Raw genomic sequence first — 21,040 nt, forward strand, 5'->3', positions numbered from 1 at the left:
AAGCGTCAGCTTTTCTTTTCGCGCAGGCGGATGATCACATCCACATGGGCAATTTCCATGCCTTCCGGCGGTTCCGGAAGGTTGTCGATGTGAAGATTGCTGACCGGAATGTCGAGCACCTCGTTGCGGCCCTCGACGAAGAAATGATGATGGTCGGAAATGTTCGTGTCGAAATAGGTCCTGGCGCTTTCCACCGCCAGCACCCGGATAAGGCCGGCCTCGGTGAACTGGTGCAGCGTGTTGTAGACGGTCGCGAGCGAAACCGGAACGCCGGCAAAGGTGGCTTCCTCGTGCAGTTCCTCGACGGTCAGGTGGCGGTCACCCTTGGCGAACAGCAGGTCGGCAAGCGCAACGCGCTGCCTCGTCGGACGCAGGCCGCAATGGCGCAGTCTCGTCTCGATGTCCGTCATGGCTTCTGCCATATTGCCCGTCAGCTCCTGCCGTTTCACGCTCATATCAGGTATCTTGACTTTCCGATATAACTTTTACGGCGAGGACTTTCAACAGTTTCCGCAGGATACCTGCCGCGAGAGCGCCAAAAACGCGCAATTTCGCTACAAGCCTCTGGTTTGCGCCTGTAGCTTCCTATATGCGGACCAGAACAAACGCATGTTCCAGTGGCTCGGCTGCCATCCCCAGGCGGAGCGCAAGTTCATCGTTACGCTTCAATTCCGACCGATCTTGCACTAAAGCTGCTGAAACAAAAGGTCTAAGGTTCAACGGGGGGAACGGAAATTTATGGCACCCAGGCAGTCCAGCTTCTCTTACGAAGAACTTCTCTCTTGCGCCCATGGCGAGCTGTTCGGACCCGGCAATGCGCAGCTTCCGCTGCCGCCGATGCTGATGGTCCACCGCATCACCGACATTTCGGAAACAGGCGGGGCGTTCGACAAGGGTTATCTTCGCGCCGAATACGACGTTAAGCCCGACGACTGGTATTTCCCCTGCCATTTCGAAGGCAATCCCATCATGCCGGGCTGCCTTGGCCTCGACGGCATGTGGCAATTGACCGGGTTTTTCCTCGGCTGGCTCGGCGAGCCTGGACGCGGCATGGCGTTGTCGACCGGCGAAGTGAAGTTCAAGGGCATGATCCGCCCCGACACCAAGCTGCTCGAGTATGGCATCGACTTCAAGCGCGTCATGCGCGGTCGTCTGGTGCTCGGCACCGCAGATGGCTGGCTCAAGGCGGATGGCGAAACCATTTACCAGGCAACAGACCTTCGTGTAGGCCTGTCGAAGGAAAAGGCCGCCTGATCCTGCTTCGCGGCCAGAGAAGAACAAGCAGAAAAGGTTTTGATGAGATGAGACGGGTAGTTGTAACGGGTCTCGGTATCGTATCCTCGATCGGGAGCGACGCCGCCGAAGTCACAGAGTCCTTGCGTCAGGCAAAGTCCGGCATTTCCTTCTCTCCCGATTTCGCCGAGCACGGCTTCAAGTGCCAGGTCTGGGGCAGGCCGACGCTCGATCCGACGGAATTGGTGGACCGCCGCGCCATGCGCTTCCTCAGCCAGGGCGGCGCCTGGAACCATGTCGCCATGAAACAGGCGATCGCCGATTCCGGCCTTGAAGACAAGGATATCGGCGATAACGAACGCACCGGCATCATCATGGGCTCGGGTGGTCCCTCCACCCGCACGCTGATCGAAGCCGCCGAGATCACCATCAAGAACAACAGCCCGAAGCGGATCGGCCCGTTCGCCGTGCCGAAGGCGATGTCGTCCACAGCATCCGCGACGCTTGCCACCTGGTTCAAGATCCACGGCGTCAACTACTCGATCTCGTCCGCCTGCTCGACATCGGCGCATTGCATCGGCAATGCGGCGGAGATGATCCAGTGGGGCAAGCAGGACGTGATGTTCGCCGGGGGCCATGAGGACCTCGACTGGACCATGTCGAACCTGTTCGACGCCATGGGCGCGATGTCCACCAAGTACAACAACGACCCCGACAGGGCCTCGCGCGCCTATGACGTCGACCGCGACGGTTTCGTCATCGCCGGCGGTGCCGGCGTGCTGGTTCTAGAAGAACTCGAGCATGCGAAAGCTCGTGGCGCCAAGATCTATGCCGAAATCGTCGGCTATGGTGCAACCTCGGACGGCTACGACATGGTCGCCCCATCGGGCGAAGGCGCGATGCGCTGCATGCGCCAGGCGCTGGCGACGGTGAAAGGCGATGTCGACTACATCAACACCCACGGCACCTCGACGCCGGTCGGGGACAGCAAGGAGATCGGCGCGATCCGCCAGGTCTTCGGGGACAAGATCCCGCATATCCAGTCGACCAAGTCGCTGACCGGCCATTCGCTCGGCGGTGCCGGCGTGCAGGAATCGATCTACGGCCTTCTGATGATGCAGGAACGCTTCATCGGCGAGAGCGCCCATATCGAAAACCTGGACCCGGAATTCGAGGGCGTTCCGATCGTGCGCAAGCGCATCGACGACGCCAAGATCGACACGGTCCTTTCCAATTCCTTCGGGTTCGGCGGCACCAATGCCACGCTCGTCTTCCAGCGCTTTAACGGGTAATTCCATGACCGGAATCATGCAGGGTAAACGCGGCCTGATCATGGGGGTCGCCAACAATCACTCTATTGCCTGGGGGATTTCGAAAGCTGTCGCCGCGCAGGGCGCGGAACTCGCCTTCACCTACCAGGGCGACGCGCTCGGCAAGCGGGTAAAGCCGCTCGCAGCCGAGGTCAATTCGGATTTCGTCGTGCCTTGCGATGTCGAGGATATCGCCTCGGTGGACGCGACCTTCGCGGCGATCAAGGAGCGCTGGGGCAAGCTTGACTTCCTGGTGCACGCCATCGGCTTTTCCGACAAGAACGAGCTGAAAGGCCTCTACGCCGACACCACGCGCGAGAATTTCAGCCGCACCATGGTGATCTCCTGTTTCTCCTTCACGGAAATCGCCAAACGGGCGGCGGACCTGATGATCGATGGCGGCGCGATCCTGACGCTGACCTATGGCGGCTCGATGCGGGTCATCCCCAACTACAACGTCATGGGCGTTGCCAAGGCCGCGCTGGAAAGCTCGGTGCGCTATCTCGCTGCCGATTACGGTCCGCGCGATATCCGCGTCAACGCGATCTCGGCAGGCCCCGTGCGCACGCTTGCGGGTGCGGGCATTTCCGATGCGCGGGCGATCTATTCCTGGAACCAGAAGAACGCGCCGCTGCGTCGGACCGCGACCATCGAGGATATCGGCGGCTCGGCCCTCTACCTGCTTTCGGACCTCTCGCGCGGCGTCACCGGGGAAATCCACTACGTGGACGCCGGCTACAACATCACCTCGCTGCCGAGCCTCGATCGGCTGCGGAACGCCGATTCGGAATAAGCGCTATTTAGGGAAAACTTCTGAAGGCCCGCTGTTCGCATCGATGACGGTGCGTATTGCGGGCTTCAGATTGTATGGAACCGCTTCAAGCGCCTGAACGGCATCGAGATTGTAGCCACGCGCTTCGATTTCCCTGACGAAGGCGCGCGTCGTCAAAAGCGTCATCGGAACCGTTGCTGCTGCCATCAAGTTCGGAACGGCGCCGTCCTCATAAAGAACCAATGCCTCATCCGTATCCTGCGGGTCCATTGTTTCGATATATTCTCGAATGGCCCGTTCGCCACTGTTCCTCAATGCCCGCTTGAGTTTGTCCTGCGCTTCCGGCGTTGTCGCACGATCGCGCAATGCTGTGATCGCGATTCCCTCCAACGTCTCTGCGTGCTCGATCGCCCCATTCATGGACGTCATCCAAGCCTCGATCTCCGGCGCATAAGGTTTGGATAAATCGCCGCAGACCTCTTCCTCTATCCGGTCGACGATAACGATCCTACGATTGGTGAGCCGCATGGAATCCAGAAGCCCCGCCGCTGCGAGGCGGATCAACGGCCCTGCGTCAGCGATGACAATCGGATCTCGATCGAGCATTTCGGTCCTTGCGAGGCTACTTCTTCGCCCATAGAACCTTAAAGCGGGCGTTGCGGCAAGTCTCGCCGCTTTCGCGGAAGCCTTCGGCCAGGACAGGCTCATAGGTCAGGCCGCGATTGGCGACCAGCATCAGGCGGCCGCCGTTCTTGAGCGCCGCGGCGGCGGTGCGGATCATCGTCTTGCCGAGTTCCGGATCCGTCGCCTGCGTCTCGTGGAACGGCGGGTTCATGATGACGAGGTCGTATTTTTCCTTGGGCGGCTCGGCGCCGAGATCCTGCCAATAGAAACGGGCGTTGAGATCCGGGCAGTTGCGGGCGATGTTGCGCTTGGCAAATTCCAGCGCCTGGTAATCGGCTTCGAAAAGATCGATGCGGTTTACGCGCTTCGACTTTTCCGCAAGCATCACCGAGAGATAGCCCCAACCGGCGCCGAAGTCGGCGGCGTTGCCGTCGAAATCGGTCGGCAGACGGCCTGCGAGCAGTTCAGAGCCCGCATCCACGCGCTCGTGGGAGAACATGCCGGGTGCTGCCTCGAACCGAGCGTCGATCACCACGGTCGACTTCTTCAACGCCTTGATCGCAGCATCCGCATTGGCGGGCCTGGCGAACCATATCGCGACGCCGTGATATTTCGGGGTGTAGTCGAGTTCGACGCCCAGCTTCAGGAGCGTGTTGCGGAGCGGCTGGATGCCGTCTTCCTTACCGCCGGCCACGATGATGACGCCGCCCGTTCTGACGCGCTCCAGGGCCTCGGCGACGCGGTTCTCGTTCTCGCCGCGATGCTTGCCGCAAAGGACCAGCCCGACGTCATAGCTATCGCCCTCGGCCTCGGGAAAGGCGCCTTCGCTCAGGGCCCGGAACAAAGGCCGGAACGACTGTACCGCGGTGATCTCGGCAGCAAACCCCTCGGGTAGGGCGTTGCCTGCCTCGGCGCCCAGGAAGAGCACGCGCTCGCCTTCGCCGGGCATCGGAACAGCCTCGGTGTCGAAGGGATGGAACAGGGTTTTCAGGGCGTCTCGGCTCATGGCTAGTCTCGTCGGTTCGTCTCGTGACAGCAGATAAACAAAAGGCGCGGAAGAGCTTCCGCGCCTCGATGTCTCGGAAGGAAGAAGGCCTTATTCGGCGGCTTCGCCTTCAGCCTTCTTGACTTCCTGGCCGGTGGCCTGGTCGACGACCTTCATCGACAGGCGGACCTTGCCGCGCTCGTCGAAGCCCATCAGCTTGACCCAGACCTTGTCGCCTTCCTTGACGATGTCCTGGGTCTTGGCAACACGCTCGGAAGCGAGCTGCGAGATGTGCACGAGGCCATCGCGTGCGCCGAAGAAGTTCACGAAAGCACCGAAGTCGGCGGTCTTGACGACCGTGCCTTCGTAGATAGCGCCAACTTCCGGCTCGGCAACGATCGAGTGGATCCACTTGCGGGCCGCTTCGATTTCCTTGCCGGAAGACGAAGCGATCTTGACGGTGCCGTCGTCCTCGATGTTGATCTTGGCGCCGGTCTTTTCGACGATTTCGCGGATGACCTTGCCGCCCGAGCCGATGACTTCACGGATCTTGTCGACCGGGATGTTCATGACTTCGATGCGCGGTGCGAATTCGCCGAGCTGGCCGCGGCTCTCGGTGATGGCATTGGCCATTTCGCCGAGGATGTGCTTGCGGCCGCCCTGTGCCTGGTTGAGCGCGACCTTCATGATCTCTTCGGTGATACCGGCGATCTTGATGTCCATCTGCAGCGAGGTGATGCCGTCGGCAGTACCCGCGACCTTGAAGTCCATGTCGCCGAGGTGGTCTTCGTCGCCGAGAATGTCGGAGAGAACCGCGAAACGTTCACCTTCGAGGATGAGGCCCATGGCGATGCCGGCAACCGGCTTGGCCAGCGGTACGCCGGCGTCCATCAGTGCGAGCGAAGTGCCGCAGACGGTCGCCATCGAAGACGAGCCGTTGGACTCGGTGATCTCGGAGACGACGCGCAGCGTGTAGGGGAACTGCTCGACAGTCGGCAGCATCGGACGGATGGCGCGCCATGCGAGCTTGCCATGGCCGATCTCGCGGCGGCCCGGGGAGCCCATGCGGCCGGTTTCACCGACCGAGTAGGGAGGGAAGTTGTAATGGAGCAGGAAGCGCTCCTTGTACATGCCGGTCAGGCTGTCGACGTACTGCTCGTCTTCGCCAGTGCCGAGCGTGGCGACAACGATCGCCTGGGTCTCGCCGCGGGTGAAGAGGGCAGAACCGTGGGTGCGCGGCAGGATGCCCACTTCCGAGACGATCGGACGGACGGTCTCGAGATCACGGCCGTCGATGCGGCTCTTGGTGTCGAGGATGTTCCAGCGGACGATCTTGGCCTGCAGGTGCTTGAAGACGGCGCCGATGACTTCGGCGCTGTATTTCGGCTCGACGCCCTCGGGGAAGAAGTGGGCCTTCACCTTCGCCTTGACGGCGTCGACGGCCGCGTAACGGTCAGCCTTCTGGGTGATCTTGTAGCCTTCGCGAAGCTCGGCTTCGAAATGCTTGAGCATTTCGGCTTCGAGCTCGGAATGATCTTCCGGTTCGAATTCGCGGGGTTCCTTGGCGGCGACTTCAGCGAGCTTGATGATCGCGTCAATGACCGGCTGGAAACCACGATGGCCGAACATGACGGCGCCAAGCATGATGTCTTCGTTGAGTTCCTTGGCTTCCGATTCAACCATCAGAACGGCATCGCCGGTGCCGGCGACGATGAGGTCGAGGGTGGACTCGTCCATCTCGTCGAGATGCGGGTTCAGGACGTATTCGCCGTTGATGTAACCAACGCGGGCGCCGCCGACCGGGCCCATGAAGGGAACGCCGGAGAGCGTCAGCGCAGCCGAAGCCGCAACCATCGACAGAACGTCCGGATCGTTCTCAAGGTCGTGCTGCACGACGGTAACGACGACCTGGGTGTCGTTCTTGTAGCCTTCCGGGAAGAGCGGGCGGATCGGGCGGTCGATCAGGCGGGAAACCAGCGTTTCCTTTTCCGAGGGACGGCCTTCGCGCTTGAAATAGCCGCCCGGGATCTTGCCGGCGGCGTAGGTCTTTTCCTGGTAGTTGACGGTGAGCGGGAAGAAGTCCTGGCCCGGCTTCGGAGCCTTGGCGGAAACAACGGTCGCGAGAACGACGGTTTCGCCGTAGGTCGCGAGAACCGCGCCGTCAGCCTGGCGGGCGATCTTGCCCGTTTCCAGCCTCAGCGGGCGGCCTGCCCATTCGATTTCGACGGAATGAGTATTGAACATATGTCTTGTCCTTCAATGCGGGAGCACACGCATCGCCGATATCGGGCGCAGCGCACAGTCGACCGCAATCAATGTGACACATCATGGGCAAGACAACGGGAGGCTTTGCATCACCGGCATCCTGGAAAAGGAGCCGCGGCTAAAGCCCCGAGGGCTTTGGCCGAAAGCATCCGGCAATCCTGCCCCATGACAGGTCAACGGTTTGTTTGGCAGATCCGGCCCATCCGGGTCTGCGGGCAGTCACCACGCGAACTAGGGCGTAGCGCAAACATTTCATCGGACCTTGGCCCGAATAAAGAACCGGCAGGCGCCCCAGGAGCGCCCGCCGGAAATTTTTAGCGGCGAATACCCAGAGCAGCAATGATCTTGCTGTAACGGGCCTCGTCCTTCTTCTTGAGATAATCAAGAAGCGAGCGACGGGTGGAAACCATGGTCAGAAGGCCACGACGCGAGTGGTTGTCCTTCTTGTGATCCTTGAAGTGACCCGTCAGGTTGTTGATGCGTTCCGTCAGGATTGCGACCTGAATTTCCGGAGAACCGGTGTCGCCTTCGACGGTTGCATATTCCTTGATCAGCGCAGTCTTGCGCTCGGCAGTGATCGACATCTTACGATCCTTTCGTAAAGAGGAGAACGAGACGCCAGAAGCCGAGATGTCGTTCAGCTTCGGCCATGAACGCAGTAGGATGCCTATAGGCTCCTGATGCTGGCGCTGCCTATAGACCATTCACGTTGCAATTGGAAGAGGCGTCCGCCGATCAGCCGAACACCCGCTTCGGCCGGAATTCGCCTTGGCCGATCTCGCCGATGGCGATCAGCTTGCCACGTACCGTCGCATAGGCCTCAGCCTCCGCAAGCGGCGCATCGCGGCCACGCAGGATGACCGGATTGCCCATTTTCAGCCGATGCGCCTGATCCTCGGTGACCGGCAGGTGCGGCAGGCTGGACAGCGCCTCGGCAGTATCGATCAGGAACTCGTCGAGCGCCGCCAGGCGTTCATCGCGGTCCTCGATCTCCTCGAGCGCCACGAGATCGGCGAGCGGCACCATCTTTTCCTCGGCGAACGGTGCGACGAAGGTGCGGCGCAGTTCGGAAATATGGCCATAGCAGCCGAGATCGCGGCCGAAATCGCGGGCGAGAGCGCGTACATAAGTGCCCTTGCCGCATTCCACCTCGAAATGCGCGTTGTCCGCCGTGACGCCGAGCAGCGTCAGCCTGAAGATCTCCACTTCGCGGGAAGGTATATCGACCGTCTCGCCATCGCGAGCGAGGTCATAGGCCCGTTCGCCGGCGATCTTGATCGCCGAGAACTGCGGCGGAATCTGGCTGATCCTGCCGGTGTATTTCGGCAGCAGATCGCGGATGGACTGTTCGTCGGGACGCATATCCGAAGCGGCCGTGACTTCGCCTTCGAGGTCGTCGGTCGAACGCTCTTCGCCCCAGCTGACGGCGAATTCATAGATCTTGCGGCCATCCATGACGTAAGGCACGGTCTTGGTCGCATCGCCGAGCGCGATCGGCAGCATGCCGGAAGCGAGCGGATCAAGCGTGCCTGCGTGTCCGGCCTTCTGGGCGTTGAACAGCCATTTGATCTTGGAGACGGCTTCGGTGGAGCCGAAATCGACCGGCTTGTCGAGGATCAGCCAGCCGGAAACCGGGCGGCCCTTTGGTTTGCGGGGTTTGGACATGCGTTCTCTTGACTATTCTTTGTCTTCGCTGCCGCCATCGAGATCCCGCTGGACCTCCGGTGAGCGCAGCAGCTCATCGATCTTCTTGTAGTTATCGAAGCTGGTATCGTCGCGGAAGCGGACTTCCGGCATGTATTTCATCTGCCGGAGCTGGCCGCCGATACGGCCGCGAATGTATTTCGCGTTGCGGTTCAGCGCCTCGACGACTGCCGCGTGTTCCGGCACGCCGAGCGGTGTCACATAGGCCGTGGCGACCTTGAGGTCCGTCGACATGCGCACTTCGGACACGGAGATTACGGTCTTCTCGATCAGGTCGTCGCGCACTTCGCCGCGCTGGAGGACCTGGGTTATGGCGGCGCGGACCTGTTCGCCAACGCGAAGCATGCGCTGGGAGGGCGCCGAGGATGTTGGCTTGCTCATTGTGTTTCTCTTCTAGAGCACTGGCGGGGTTCGTCCCGTATTCCAAGCGCTGCGTCAGCAAAGGCGGTCACATGACCCAGGCGCGCCCAAAGGTCAAGGCGCGGCCTTCGCTTTATCTTAACAGGACAGGCTGCCGGATGCAGCCCCCAAACCCGGCTCCCGCAGGTGCCGGCCTCTCAGAACAGGGCGTCGTCGATATCGTCGTCGGACATGGTGGTAGTGACGGCAGCGGCTTCCACCGGCGCTTGGGTGCCGAGCAGTGCGGCATGCAGCTCGCGTTCGCTCACCATGGTATAAAGGCGGGCAATGCGGCCGCCGACATCGGAAAGCGCCTCTTCGAGACCCGGCGCTTCGAAGACGTCCTCACCGAGTTCCATCTCATTGGCGCAGGAACGCAGCACCTCGCCGAGTTCGGCGTTGAAGTTCAGCCGGGCGAGCGAGATATCCATCTCGCCGACCGCCGTCCTGCTCTGATCGCCGAGCGCCAACATCTGGGCATCCATCCGGTCTCCGACCGAGCGGATGTTTTCAAGCGCGTTTTCCAAACGCTGGTCGAGGCTTTGTTCGCTCTCTTCACCGTGGACGCTGGTCAGCTTGTTGGCAGCGATTTCAAGCGTCTGGAGTTCGATCAGGATCTTTTCGGCCGTCTCGTCGAGCACCGCGGCGAAGTTGCGCAGTTCGGCGGTCACGACATTGATCGCCCTGCCTTCCTCACCGATCTTGCCGCAACGGAGGTTGGTGTTGAGCGCCATATAATGAATGTCGGTGCGCACGACCTTGACGATGCCGATGCCGTCGAGAAGTTCCCGGACGGTATCGCTGGTCGACCGGCTGAGTTCACCGGCGTGGTGGGCAACTTCCTCGATTTCGCGCACGGCACCGCGAGCTGCGGCCACGCCGCTTTCGAGCTGCCGGATCGCATTGTCGTTGTCGCCGCTGTCGGCGTCGGTCATCGTCGCGCGCAGGGCCTCGATCTGCGACAGATCGGACCGGAAGCTTGCGACGATGGCAACGATCTTTGCGGTATCGCGATCAAAGTCGGAGATGGATTGATTGAGCTGCAGCGATACCAGCTTGCGGATGATCAGCGAAAGGCTTTCGCGCTGGTCGCCGGTCAGCCTGGCGGCCGCAGGCGACTCCAGATAATCGGAAAGGATGCGCAGGGCCGACTGGCAGTGTTCGATGCGCTGGCGGGTGATATCACCGACCTGCATGGCCGACAGCGTCGAGGCGAGCTTCGACTGAATGCCGCTTGCGACGGTACGCACCCTCGCGGCGCGTTCGACCAGCAGCTTGCGGTGCTTGCCAATCTCCACCGCGCCGTTGGAGAGGCCGACAACGATCTGCGGCACCGTTTGGTCGTAGCTTGCCAGGATCGCCTTTCCCTTGACCATCACCGGTCCAAGACCGTGGCCGAGGCTGCTCAGCTTGCCGGCCAGATCGTTGACCTGACGCGAGCCCTCCTGGATCCTTGCGAGAATTTCCTCTGCGAAGCCGGCGAAATCGGCAATCCCGGCACCGGTGATCTTTGCGGTCACCGCGAAGGTGCGCAGATAACGCAGCGTTTCTTGCATCTCTTCGATCTGGGGCCGGAGCTTACGCTCGGCACAGGCGATTTCCTGGAAGCCGATCTGGCGTCCGGATTCGAGTCTGGTCAGGTGCGACAGGCGCTCGACCGTGCTCTTCAGTTCGGCCATCGTGGCGTTTGCGGTTCCTTCATCCAGCGAACCGGTCAATTGGTCGAGGGAGCTGATCAGCTTGTTCAGCACGTCGAGGATCGACAGAAGTGCAGCCCCGCCGTCGAGAAAGCGTTCCTCGATACGTGACCGTGCCGTTTCCATCCGGTCGACAAAGACCAGAACGCCCGTCGAATTGTCTGCGACGTCAAAAATGGGTGCCCTGACAGCCACTTTGCCTCACCTTTCGGGTCCCGCGGGACCTCTGCCTGCTGACGATAACGACGATGAACTCGTCTGTATTGTTTTGGGACGGCCCGCGCCGGCAAGTCGCCGATACGGTTTGTCCCGTGCAGAGGTACTTTGAGCGCCCAGGGGTTAATTCTCGCAGAATCCGCAGCCTCATTTGCGACTTGTGGTTAATTTTTCCGCCCTCTGGGCAGGCCAAAATACAACCTATAAGTATTGTTTCGCGAAAAGTCGCCATAAGCGATTAACTCCCCATTAACGATGCAAGTCCAAATTCGGCCAGCTATTTCAGCTCTTTCGGAATTACGTTGAGGTAAAAATGCCTGCTTCCGATGTTAAAGAAGATTGCCTTCGCCTGCCGCAGAACCTGACGGTTCGCGCGATCACCATCGTCCAGCAGGAAATGCTGCAGTTTCTCGATAAGACCACCTCTGCAACCGTCGACCTCGACGATGACTGCCAGGTGGACATCAGCTTCATTCAGCTCATGGAAGCGGCACGCATTTATGCCGATACAGCCGGAAAGCGCATCGCGTTGGCTCGTCCCGCCAGCGGCTCGACGCTCGATGTTTTGAAGCGCAGCGGCTTCCTCGAAGGGATGTCCGCTGAAGACCTGAAATTCTGGCTTCATCAAGGGGGTATTCAATGAGCGCCAGCATCCTAACAGTCGACGATTCCGCCAGCATCCGGCTGACGACGCGCGTCGCCCTCAGCAACGCCGGATATCAGATCACCGAGGCAGTCGATGGACTGGACGGCATCGCTAAGCTCAAGGCCGGCCAGTTCGACCTGATCGTCACCGATCTCAACATGCCGAACATGGACGGCCTGACGATGATCCGGGAACTGCGAAAGATGCCGGCCCATATGGGCGTTCCGGTCATCTTCCTGACGACGGAATCCGACAGCGACATCAAGCAGGAAGCCAAGGCCGCCGGCGCCACCGGCTGGCTCACCAAGCCATTCGACCCGGAAAGCCTGGTCAAAATCGTCCGGAAGGTACTTGGCAGATGAGCTTTCCCGATCCTATCGCGGTGTTCAGGACAGAAGCGGCCGAGCTTCTGGAACTGATCGAAGCAGGGCTTCTCGACCTGAACGTAAACCTCGGCGACAAGGATCAGGTGGACGCGGTCTTCCGCGGCCTCCACACGCTGAAGGGATCGGGCGCCATGTTCGGCTTCGATGCCCTTGCCGCCTTCACGCACCACTGCGAGACGGCCTTCGACCGCGTCCGCAAGGGCGAAGTTCCGGCAACCCAGGAACTGGTCACCGCAGTTCTGGAAGCCAAGGACCACATGCGTGCCCTGGTCGACACGCCGAATGGCGACCATGAGGCAACGGGCGAAGCGCTTCTTGCCAATCTACGCGCCGCCGTCGATGGCGCCAACAGCCCGGGCGCGGCCAGCCTCGCCAAGGCTGCGCCGGGCCGCAATCATTTCAAGATCCGTTTCAGCCTGCCGCAGAACGCGATGGCAAACGGCACCAATCCGCTGCCGCTTCTCGACGAACTGCGCGAGCTCGGCGAGTGCGAGATCGTGGCAGAGCGGTCCGCGATCCCATCGCTCGAACTTCTCGCCCCGACCGATCTCTATGTCTCCTGGCAAGTCGAGCTTGTGACCACCCAACCGCGTTCGGCGATCGACGACGTGTTCATCTTCGTCATGGACGAAATGCAGCTCGACGTCGTCACGGTGGAGCCTCCGCTTGCCGCCAGGACACCGGCCAAGAGCGAAGCCCCGGTTGCGGAAGCCCTGCGTGCCGCTGCACCCCCGGCCGTTGCAGCTCCTGCACCGACCGCTCCGGCACTCGTCGATGCAAAACAGAAAAAGACCTCCGAAAACGTCCGCGTGCCCGCCGAAAGGCTCGACGAGCTGATGGATCGGGTCGGCGAGCTCGTGATCGCCCAGTCGCGCCTCAGCCAGCTTGCGGGCGGCAGCGGCGATCTGCAGCTGCGGGCCGTCTCGGAAGACGTGGAACGCCTGTCCGGCGAGCTGCGGGATACGATGATGGTGCTGCGCATGGTGCCGGTCACCCAGCTCTTCGGCCGCTTCCGCCGGCTGGTACACGATCTGGCGCATGAAACCGGCAAGACGATCGAGCTGCAGACCGAAGGCGAAACCACCGAAGTCGACAAGAGCGTAATCGAACGCCTTGCCGACCCTCTGGTGCATCTCGTGCGCAACTCCTGCGACCACGGTCTCGAGACGCCCGAGGAACGACGTGCCGCCGGCAAGCCGGAGGCCGGCCACATCCTGCTTTCCGCCCGCCAGCAGGCCGGCGAAGTCATCATCACCATCAAGGACGATGGCCGCGGCATCAACAAGGAGCGGGTGCGGGCCAAGGCGGAATCCTCCGGTCTCATCGCATCCAACGCCCACCTCACCGACCAGGAACTCTACCAGCTGATCTTCCAGCCCGGCTTCTCGACGGCCCAGACAGTCACCAACCTCTCCGGCCGCGGCGTCGGCATGGATGTGGTCAAGCGGACGGTCGACGCGCTGCGCGGCACGATCAACGTCACAAGCCAGGTTGGCAAGGGTTCCGAAATCTCGCTCGCCATCCCGCTGACGCTCGCGATCATCGACGGACTGCTCGTGCGGGTCGGCGACGGCCGCTATGTCATTCCGCTTTCGGCGGTAGAGGAATGCCTCGAGCTTCCGATCGAAGAAGACATGCGCTCGCGCGGCCGCAGCTTCATTTCGCTCCGGGACAGCCTGGTACCGTTCCTCAGGCTTCGCGACCTCTTCCGCACCGGCACCAAGCCGGATCCCTTCCAGAAGGTGGTGGTGATCTCGACGGGTTCCGAACGGGTGGGCCTGGTCGTCGACCAGATCATCGGCGACCACCAGACGGTCATCAAGGGAATGTCGAAGCTGCACCATGACGTCGCCACCTTCTCGGGGGCGACAATCCTCGGCGACGGGGGCGTGGCGCTGATCCTCGACGTCAGCCATCTCGTGGCCGAAGGACAACAACAGGAGGCGCATCTGCGCGCGGCCGGATGAACGAAGCAGTCAGAAAAATCTCCGAAAACCTCTGGGGCGGCCGCGACGAGCTGGAAGTCCTGACATTCGACATCGCCGGCGAGATGTTTGCGCTGGAAGCCGTGAGCGTACAGGAAATCCTCGATCTCCTGCCCGAGACCATGGTTCCCGGCGCAAAAGCCTTTGTCGGCAGCGTCATCAACTTCCGCGGCAAGGTCATTCCGCTTGCCGACATCCGGCTCGCATTCGGCATGGAAGCGACGAAGCCGACGATCGACAGCCGGATCATCGTCATCGCGATCAACATCGGCGGCGAACCGGTTCTTGCAGGCATCCGTACAGACAAAGTGCATGAGGTCACCACCCTGCTCCGCGCCGCCGGCGAACCGCCGCCGAGCGTGGGCATGCGCTGGCGGCCGGATTTCATCGATTGCCTCGTCAAGCGGGGGGCGGAGTTCATCATCCTCCCCAATCTCCAGGCGATCTTCTCCGCCCAGCATGACCATTCCGCGACCGGGGCTTCCCACGGTTGATCACCCTTTCGATGGATTCAAAAAATGCACGCTTCAATCAAGCTTAAGCTGGCTTCAGCATTCGGTTTCATCATCATCATGCTTCTGGCGACGGCCGCCTACGGCATCCTCAGCCTCGGCAACCTGAACGACACGCTCGAAAGTGTGCTGCAGGGGCCAGCCCTGCGCCTGAAACTGGCCCAGAACCTGAACAACGAGCAACTCCAGCAGATCCGGCAGCAGAAGAACCTGCTCCTGGCTGCAAACCCCGGAGAAATGCAGGCATATATCGCAAAGGGTGATGAGGCTCGACGCACGTTCGACGAGACGCTCAAGGCGGTTGAAGCCCGTGCCACCGAACAGGGCAAGGTACTGTGGGCGAAGCTTGGCGGCTTCACGGCCGAGTTCCGCAAGCAGGACGACCGGATCCGCAACTCCGTGCTCGGCGGGGACGTAGCCTCCGCGCTGCACATTTCCAACAATGAGGCCCGCGCTGTCACCAACGACATCGACGCACTCCTCTCGGACGTGGTCAAGCTCGAGGAGAGCCGCCTCAGCGATGCCGACAAACAAACCGATCTGGACTACGCCCAGACCCGCCTGATCATGATCTCGGTCGCCAGCGCCGCTTTCCTGATCGCCGTGCTGGCCGCCCTCTGGATCGCGCTTTCGATCAACAGGGGCCTGCGCAATGCCGTGACGGCTGTGCAGGACGTCGCCGATGGCGACCTGACCAAGTTTGCCTCGATCACCAGCAAGGACGAGATCGGCGAGCTGCTTGGCTACGTCAACACGATGATCGAGCGTCTGCGCGGTGTCGTCGGCGATGCGCTCGCCGCATCCGACAACGTCTCCTCGGGCAGCCAGCAGCTTTCTGCAAGCTCGGAGCAGCTGAGCCAGGGCGCCACCGAACAGGCGTCTTCGGCCGAAGAAGCCTCCGCCTCGATGGAGCAGATGGCGGCGAACATCAAGCAGAATGCCGACAACGCTGCCCAGACCGAGAAAATCGCCCGCCAGTCGTCGCGGGATGCCGAAGCCTCCGGCCAGGCCGTCGGCCGTGCCGTGGGCGCGATGCGCACGATCGCCGAGAAGATCTCGATCGTCCAGGAGATCGCCCGCCAGACCGACCTGCTCGCCCTGAACGCCGCGGTGGAAGCCGCCCGTGCCGGCGAACATGGCAAGGGTTTTGCGGTCGTCGCCTCGGAAGTCCGCAAGCTCGCCGAACGGTCCCAGGCTGCCGCCGCCGAAATCAGCGCCCTCTCCGGCCAAACGGTGCAGGTGGCGACCGACGCCGGCGAGATGCTGAACAAGCTGGTGCCGGACATCCAGAAGACTGCGGAACTGGTGTCGGAAATCTCCGCCGCCTGCCGCGAGCAGGATATCGGTGCCAGCCAGATCAACGAAGCGATCCAGCAGCTCGACAAGGTGACCCAGCAGAATGCCGGCGCCTCCGAAGAGATGTCGGCGACTTCGGAAGAACTCGCCTCGCAGGCCGAAGAACTGCAGGCATCGATCGCCTTCTTCCGGGTCGATCAGGCCGGCGGCAAAAAGCCGACCAAGCGAGCTCCGGCTACGGTCGCGGCCCACAAGCCGATCGGCAAGCCGGCTCCGATGCGCCGCGCTGCTGGCCAGCCATCTCACAAGGCCGACCATTCGGTGCTCAGCCAGCAAGCCCGCGCCAAGGGTTTTGCCCTCGACATGTCGATGGGCGGACCGGATGCCGACGATGCGGACTTCCGCGAAAGCGCCTGAAGGAATTGAAACGGTACCGGATCAACAGAGATCCGGGATCGCCTCTCGCATGTAAGCGGGAGAATGTCCGGACTGCCGGACCATCGCAGAAGGGTGAATGTATCGGTCTTCTCGTTCCAACCGCTTCCTCCGCCGGAGGAAGCACTGACTGATGCACTTCACCGCCTCGAGGGGATAGGGCTATGCGATTTACGATCAAGGCCAAGCTGGGACTGGCTTTTGGCTTTCTTGTCAGCCTGCTGATTGGTACGGCCGGCTATGGGATATATAGCTTGGGCGCCGCGCACGATTCCATGACCTACGTGACAGAGGTCGCGGCAAAGCGCCTCGATAGGGTCCAGCAGATGAACATCCTGTCGCTAAATCGCATCCGCGCGCAGAAGAACATGCTGCTCGCCACGTCGCCGCAGGAGATCGAAAAGTTCTACGTCGACGGCGACAAGCTGGAGCTGCAGTTCAGCGCGTTGCTGGACCAGCTGGCTTCGACCGCTTCGGCAGACCAAAAGCAGTTCTGGGATGAGACGCGAGCGCTCTCGATGACCAATCACGCTGCGAACGAAAAGGTCGATGTCGCCGTCAAGCGCGGCGACATGCAGGAAGCAGTCGCCCTCTCGGCCGGAGAAAGCCGCAAGGCGATCATGGAACTTTCCGCGCAACTGGATGAGGCCGTACAGATCAACCGCGACCGTATGCAGAAGGCGAACGACGAAGCGGAAGCCAGCTACTGGACGACGCGCAGCCTGATGATCGCGATCGCGTTGGTGGCCGTCGTCACGGCAGCGGCCACCGCGTTTTGGATCGCCCTCGGCATCGGCAGAGGCCTCACCAAGATCATGGGCGTCGCCAAGGCGGTGTCGATCGGAGATCTCGACCAGAATATCGAGATCAAGACAAACGACGAGATCAAGGATCTGGTCGACACGATCAATACGATGACGGCGAACCTGCGCAATACGGCGACGATCGCCAGCCAGATTTCCAACGGTGACCTGACCGTCTCGCCGAAACCGCTCTCCGACAAGGATACGCTCGGCCTGGCGCTCGAAAGCATGGTGGAACGCCTGCGCGGCGTGATCAGTGATGCGCTCGCCGCATCCGACAACGTCTCCTCGGGCAGCCAGCAGCTTTCCGCAAGCTCGGAGCAACTGAGCCAGGGTGCCACCGAACAGGCCTCTTCGGCCGAAGAAGCCTCCGCCTCGATGGAACAGATGGCGGCCAACATCAAGCAGAACGCCGACAACGCCGCGCAGACGGAAAAGATCGCCCGCCAGTCGTCGCGTGATGCCGAAGCCTCCGGCCAGGCCGTCGGCCGTGCCGTCGGCGCCATGCGCACGATCGCCGAGAAAATCTCGATCGTCCAGGAAATCGCCCGCCAGACCGACCTTCTCGCCCTGAACGCCGCGGTGGAAGCCGCTCGTGCCGGCGAACACGGCAAGGGGTTTGCAGTCGTCGCATCGGAAGTGCGCAAGCTCGCCGAACGCAGCCAGGCTGCCGCTGCCGAAATCAGCGCCCTCTCCGGCCAAACGGTACAGGTCGCCACGGAAGCCGGCGAGATGCTGAACAAGCTGGTGCCGGACATCCAGAAGACTGCGGAACTGGTGTCGGAAATCTCCGCCGCCTGCCGCGAGCAGGATATCGGTGCTTCGCAGATCAACGAGGCGATCCAGCAGCTCGACAAGGTGACCCAGCAGAATGCCGGAGCCTCCGAAGAGATGTCGGCGACCTCGGAAGAACTCGCCGCGCAGGCGGAAGAACTGCAGGCATCGATCGCGTTCTTCAAGGTCGAGCGGGCTACCGCAAAGGCTCGGACCCAACCCGGGACCAAAGCCCACGCACCGGCAAAACCCGGCGCGAAACAGATGTCGAAGTTCGCCGCTTCCCGGCCAGCCGAGCATTCCGTCAAGGCGCAGCAGTCCCGCGCCAAGGGATTTGCCCTCGATCTTTCGATGGGTGGTCCGGACCAGGATGACGATGATTTCAGGGAAAGCGCCTGAACGGCTTTCAGACACATGAGCGGGGCCACTGGGCCTCGTCAATGACCAGCGTAACTGCGTTAATGCGAGCCATGAAAAGTCCCGGCGGTCGGCCTACCGGCCTTTCAGCCAGACTTTTCCCGGTCGCATCTGAGGATAGGGCGGCTCTGCCGGTTTTTTTGAGAAATTCGGGGATTTAAAGATGCGGTTTACAATCAAACTGAAATTGGGATTGGCTTTCGCCCTGTTGACGCTGCTGCTGGTCGGCATTGCAGTCTACGGCAGCCTGAGCCTTGGCGGCCTCAACGACGCCAGCGTCAAGATGGTCGACGGGCCGGTTCGTCGACTGGAACTTGCGCTCACCGCCAATGTGAACGAGGTCGATGCGGTGCGCGCCCAGAAAAACGCGCTGCTTGCGACCAACCTCGCGGATGCTGCGAAATTTCACAAGGAAGCGGACGACAACACGGAACTGATGTTCAAGGCCGTTCAGGAAGGGCTTTCGATCGCCTCTCCGGAAGGCAGGCCTTACTGGGAAAAACTGCTGACGATCGGCAAGCAGTTCCAGCAGAAGTCCAACGACTTGCAGGCCGTTCAGGCACGCGGTGATCAGGCCGGCGCTCTGGCGCTCTCCATGGGCGATCTGCGCACCATGACTGCCGATATGGGCGAGGCCATCAAGGTTCTCCTCGATGTCCAGCGCAAGGGAATGGCAAATACCGAAAAAGCGAACCAGGATCTGTTCGCCTCGACGATGATGGTCCTGAGCGTCGCCTCGATTGCGGCCGTGCTGATCGCCATCGGCGCCGCCTTCTGGATCACGCTCGGCATCAACAACGGTCTCAAGAAGATAGCGTCCGTTGCCAATGCTGTGGCAATCGGCGATCTCAACCAGAAAGTCGAGGTCAAGACGAATGACGAGGTCAAGGATCTGATTGACACCGTCAACGTGATGACGGGCAACCTGCGCAATACGGCGGCAATCGCCGAGCGCATCTCGGAGGGTGACCTTGCCGTCGACGTCAAGCCGCTTTCCGACAGGGATACGCTTGGGCTCGCCATGCAGAGCATGGTCACCAACCTGCGCACCACGGCGCATGTCGCCGACCAGATCGCCAACGGCGACCTGACCGTCTCGCCGAAACCGCTTTCCGACAAGGACACGCTCGGGCTTGCGCTGCAGAGCATGGGTGAACGCCTTCGCGGCGTCGTCGCCGACGCCCTTGCCGCATCGAGCAACGTCTCCTCCGGCAGCCAGGAGCTTTCGGCAAGCTCGGAGCAGCTGAGCCAGGGTGCCACCGAACAGGCGTCTTCGGCCGAAGAAGCCTCTGCCTCGATGGAACAGATGGCGGCGAACATCAAACAGAACGCCGACAACGCCGCGCAGACGGAAAAGATCGCCCGCCAGTCGTCGCGTGACGCCGAAGCATCCGGCCAGGCCGTCGGTCGCGCCGTCGGCGCGATGCGGACAATTGCGGAAAAAATCTCGATCGTCCAGGAAATCGCTCGCCAGACCGATCTTCTCGCCTTGAACGCCGCAGTGGAAGCCGCCCGTGCCGGCGAACACGGCAAGGGTTTTGCGGTCGTCGCATCGGAAGTGCGCAAGCTCGCCGAACGCAGCCAGGCTGCCGCTGCCGAAATCAGCGCGCTTTCGGGCGAAACTGTACAGGTCGCGACCGACGCCGGCGAGATGCTGAACAAGCTTGTACCCGCGATCCACAAGACCGCGGAGCTCGTCTCGGAAATCTCCGCTGCCTGCCGCGAGCAGGATATCGGTGCTTCGCAGATCAACGAAGCGATCCAGCAGCTCGACAAGGTGACGCAGCAGAATGCCGGCGCCTCCGAACAGATGTCGGCGACCTCGGAAGAACTCGCCGCCCAAGCTGAAGAACTGCAGGCATCGATCGCGTTCTTCAAGGTCGATCGGGCTGGATCCAAGCAGCGGAGCCAGCCGATCCCGGCCGCCAAGCCCGTATCGGCCAAGTCCAGACCCCAGCCGGCGCCCAAGGCTTATTCGGCCGGTCATTCAGTCAACGCACAACAGGCCCGCGTGAAAGGTTTTGCCCTCGATCTGTCGATGGGCGGCCCGGACGCGGACGATGACGATTTCAGGGAGAGCGCGTAATGGCAGGCATATCCTCCGAATCCCAGTTCGTAACCTTCAGCCTCGGCGATGAGATTTTCGCGGTCCCCGTCGAGGTGGTCCGCGAGATCCTCGACCATGAGGAACCGTTCAAGATCCCGCACGGCCCGGAATATCTGCTCGGCCTGCGCGATGTGCGCGGACAGGGCGTGCCGGTGATCGACCTCCGTCTTCGCCTCGGCCTGACGAGGACGGTCAAGACGCCGCATACGCGCATCCTGGTGCTCGACGTGCCGGTCGCCGATCGCGTCCTGGTGCTCGGCCTCGTCGCGGACCGGGTCTTCGAAGTGGTGCCGTTCCGCAAGGAACAGATCGAGACGGCGCCGGATATCGGGGTGCGCTGGCGCTCCGATTATATCGCCGGCGTGGTGCGCCGGGAGAGCGGCTTCGTTGTCGTTGTCGACCTTGCACGGCTGTTTTCGGATTCCGGGTCGGCACTCGCCGATGTCGGGCCGCAGTCCCAGGTCGCATGATGGA

At 61.7% G+C, this 21,040-nt stretch carries 19 protein-coding genes; 11 read left to right on the plus strand and 8 right to left on the minus strand.

Annotated elements, in window-relative coordinates; genetic code table 11:
- Window positions 1-5: 5 nt before the first annotated feature.
- Window positions 6-422, minus strand: a complete 417-nt coding sequence (gene irrA, locus C5L10_RS05895) for an iron response transcriptional regulator IrrA (RefSeq protein ID WP_046603479.1) — start codon at window positions 420-422, stop codon at window positions 6-8.
- Between the two features lie 316 nt (window positions 423-738).
- On the opposite strand from irrA, the gene fabA reads away from it, so the two are divergent.
- From fabA to fabI, 3 genes are read left to right on the plus strand one after another with little or no spacing between them, the layout of a single operon-like run.
- Window positions 739-1,254, plus strand: a complete 516-nt coding sequence (fabA, locus tag C5L10_RS05905) for a 3-hydroxyacyl-[acyl-carrier-protein] dehydratase FabA (protein ID WP_037080143.1) — start codon at window positions 739-741, stop codon at window positions 1,252-1,254.
- 47 nt (window positions 1,255-1,301) lie between these two features.
- On the plus strand, window positions 1,302-2,525 hold the full coding sequence (gene fabB, locus C5L10_RS05910) for a beta-ketoacyl-ACP synthase I (RefSeq protein WP_105428877.1): 1,224 nt from the start codon (window positions 1,302-1,304) through the stop codon (window positions 2,523-2,525).
- A 4-nt stretch (window positions 2,526-2,529) separates the two neighbouring features.
- Window positions 2,530-3,336, plus strand: a complete 807-nt coding sequence (gene fabI / locus C5L10_RS05915; protein ID WP_046669022.1) for an enoyl-ACP reductase FabI — start codon at window positions 2,530-2,532, stop codon at window positions 3,334-3,336.
- A 3-nt stretch (window positions 3,337-3,339) separates the two neighbouring features.
- Here the strand turns inward: fabI and C5L10_RS05920 are convergent, their stop codons facing one another.
- From C5L10_RS05920 to C5L10_RS05950, 7 genes are all read right to left on the minus strand, one after another.
- Window positions 3,340-3,921, minus strand: coding sequence for a hypothetical protein (locus C5L10_RS05920; RefSeq protein WP_105428878.1), 582 nt, complete (start codon window positions 3,919-3,921; stop codon window positions 3,340-3,342).
- Window positions 3,922-3,937: 16 nt separating this feature from the next.
- Entirely contained in the window at window positions 3,938-4,945 is a 1,008-nt protein-coding gene (locus C5L10_RS05925) for a class I SAM-dependent methyltransferase (protein ID WP_105428879.1), read from the minus strand.
- Window positions 4,946-5,035: 90 nt separating this feature from the next.
- Entirely contained in the window at window positions 5,036-7,168 is a 2,133-nt protein-coding gene (gene pnp / locus C5L10_RS05930) for a polyribonucleotide nucleotidyltransferase (RefSeq protein ID WP_105428880.1), read from the minus strand.
- A 335-nt stretch (window positions 7,169-7,503) separates the two neighbouring features.
- The gene (rpsO, locus tag C5L10_RS05935; protein WP_038547700.1) at window positions 7,504-7,773 is read right to left on the minus strand and encodes a 30S ribosomal protein S15; all 270 of its coding nucleotides are present in this window, start codon (window positions 7,771-7,773) and stop codon (window positions 7,504-7,506) included.
- 151 nt (window positions 7,774-7,924) lie between these two features.
- Window positions 7,925-8,854: a tRNA pseudouridine(55) synthase TruB gene (truB, locus tag C5L10_RS05940; RefSeq protein ID WP_105428881.1), complete on the minus strand. Its 930-nt coding sequence runs from the start codon at window positions 8,852-8,854 to the stop codon at window positions 7,925-7,927.
- A 12-nt stretch (window positions 8,855-8,866) separates the two neighbouring features.
- Entirely contained in the window at window positions 8,867-9,274 is a 408-nt protein-coding gene (gene rbfA, locus C5L10_RS05945; protein WP_105428882.1) for a 30S ribosome-binding factor RbfA, read from the minus strand.
- Window positions 9,275-9,450: 176 nt separating this feature from the next.
- Window positions 9,451-11,184: a hypothetical protein gene (locus tag C5L10_RS05950; RefSeq protein WP_105428883.1), complete on the minus strand. Its 1,734-nt coding sequence runs from the start codon at window positions 11,182-11,184 to the stop codon at window positions 9,451-9,453.
- Window positions 11,185-11,518: 334 nt separating this feature from the next.
- On the opposite strand from C5L10_RS05950, the gene C5L10_RS05955 reads away from it, so the two are divergent.
- From C5L10_RS05955 to C5L10_RS05990, 8 genes are all read left to right on the plus strand, one after another.
- Entirely contained in the window at window positions 11,519-11,848 is a 330-nt protein-coding gene (locus C5L10_RS05955) for a hypothetical protein (protein ID WP_105428884.1), read from the plus strand.
- Window positions 11,845-12,213 (plus strand): response regulator, encoded by a 369-nt coding sequence (locus tag C5L10_RS05960; RefSeq protein WP_046637913.1) that lies wholly within the window; start codon window positions 11,845-11,847, stop codon window positions 12,211-12,213. Before C5L10_RS05955 ends, C5L10_RS05960 begins: the two co-directional genes overlap by 4 nt.
- Entirely contained in the window at window positions 12,210-14,204 is a 1,995-nt protein-coding gene (locus tag C5L10_RS05965; protein ID WP_105428885.1) for a chemotaxis protein CheA, read from the plus strand. The genes C5L10_RS05960 and C5L10_RS05965 overlap by 4 nt, the downstream gene beginning before the upstream one ends.
- Window positions 14,201-14,716 carry a chemotaxis protein CheW gene (locus C5L10_RS05970; protein WP_037080182.1) on the plus strand — a complete coding sequence of 172 codons (516 nt, stop codon included), beginning with the start codon at window positions 14,201-14,203 and terminating at the stop codon, window positions 14,714-14,716. The genes C5L10_RS05965 and C5L10_RS05970 overlap by 4 nt, the downstream gene beginning before the upstream one ends.
- 24 nt (window positions 14,717-14,740) lie before the next feature.
- Window positions 14,741-16,447, plus strand: coding sequence for a methyl-accepting chemotaxis protein (locus C5L10_RS05975; RefSeq protein ID WP_105428886.1), 1,707 nt, complete (start codon window positions 14,741-14,743; stop codon window positions 16,445-16,447).
- Window positions 16,448-16,629: 182 nt separating this feature from the next.
- Window positions 16,630-18,441 (plus strand): methyl-accepting chemotaxis protein, encoded by a 1,812-nt coding sequence (locus C5L10_RS05980; RefSeq protein WP_105428887.1) that lies wholly within the window; start codon window positions 16,630-16,632, stop codon window positions 18,439-18,441.
- Window positions 18,442-18,622: 181 nt separating this feature from the next.
- Entirely contained in the window at window positions 18,623-20,545 is a 1,923-nt protein-coding gene (locus C5L10_RS05985; protein WP_105428888.1) for a methyl-accepting chemotaxis protein, read from the plus strand.
- Window positions 20,545-21,036, plus strand: a complete 492-nt coding sequence (locus C5L10_RS05990; RefSeq protein ID WP_046602812.1) for a chemotaxis protein CheW — start codon at window positions 20,545-20,547, stop codon at window positions 21,034-21,036. The genes C5L10_RS05985 and C5L10_RS05990 overlap by 1 nt, the downstream gene beginning before the upstream one ends.
- Window positions 21,037-21,040 lie beyond the last annotated feature (4 nt).

It is taken from the genome of Neorhizobium sp. T6_25, from assembly GCF_002968555.1.
Classification (GTDB): Bacteria; Pseudomonadota; Alphaproteobacteria; order Rhizobiales; family Rhizobiaceae; genus Neorhizobium.

Coding starts and splice junctions, on each gene's coding strand:
- irrA (WP_046603479.1), bottom strand. CDS start 422: ATGGCAGAAGCCATGACGGACATCGAGACGAGACTGCGCCATTGCGGC.
- fabA (WP_037080143.1), top strand. CDS start 739: ATGGCACCCAGGCAGTCCAGCTTCTCTTACGAAGAACTTCTCTCTTGC.
- fabB (WP_105428877.1), top strand. CDS start 1,302: ATGAGACGGGTAGTTGTAACGGGTCTCGGTATCGTATCCTCGATCGGG.
- fabI (WP_046669022.1), top strand. CDS start 2,530: ATGACCGGAATCATGCAGGGTAAACGCGGCCTGATCATGGGGGTCGCC.
- C5L10_RS05920 (WP_105428878.1), bottom strand. CDS start 3,921: ATGCTCGATCGAGATCCGATTGTCATCGCTGACGCAGGGCCGTTGATC.
- C5L10_RS05925 (WP_105428879.1), bottom strand. CDS start 4,945: ATGAGCCGAGACGCCCTGAAAACCCTGTTCCATCCCTTCGACACCGAG.
- pnp (WP_105428880.1), bottom strand. CDS start 7,168: ATGTTCAATACTCATTCCGTCGAAATCGAATGGGCAGGCCGCCCGCTG.
- rpsO (WP_038547700.1), bottom strand. CDS start 7,773: ATGTCGATCACTGCCGAGCGCAAGACTGCGCTGATCAAGGAATATGCA.
- truB (WP_105428881.1), bottom strand. CDS start 8,854: ATGTCCAAACCCCGCAAACCAAAGGGCCGCCCGGTTTCCGGCTGGCTG.
- rbfA (WP_105428882.1), bottom strand. CDS start 9,274: ATGAGCAAGCCAACATCCTCGGCGCCCTCCCAGCGCATGCTTCGCGTT.
- C5L10_RS05955 (WP_105428884.1), top strand. CDS start 11,519: ATGCCTGCTTCCGATGTTAAAGAAGATTGCCTTCGCCTGCCGCAGAAC.
- C5L10_RS05960 (WP_046637913.1), top strand. CDS start 11,845: ATGAGCGCCAGCATCCTAACAGTCGACGATTCCGCCAGCATCCGGCTG.
- C5L10_RS05965 (WP_105428885.1), top strand. CDS start 12,210: ATGAGCTTTCCCGATCCTATCGCGGTGTTCAGGACAGAAGCGGCCGAG.
- C5L10_RS05970 (WP_037080182.1), top strand. CDS start 14,201: ATGAACGAAGCAGTCAGAAAAATCTCCGAAAACCTCTGGGGCGGCCGC.
- C5L10_RS05975 (WP_105428886.1), top strand. CDS start 14,741: ATGCACGCTTCAATCAAGCTTAAGCTGGCTTCAGCATTCGGTTTCATC.
- C5L10_RS05980 (WP_105428887.1), top strand. CDS start 16,630: ATGCGATTTACGATCAAGGCCAAGCTGGGACTGGCTTTTGGCTTTCTT.
- C5L10_RS05985 (WP_105428888.1), top strand. CDS start 18,623: ATGCGGTTTACAATCAAACTGAAATTGGGATTGGCTTTCGCCCTGTTG.
- C5L10_RS05990 (WP_046602812.1), top strand. CDS start 20,545: ATGGCAGGCATATCCTCCGAATCCCAGTTCGTAACCTTCAGCCTCGGC.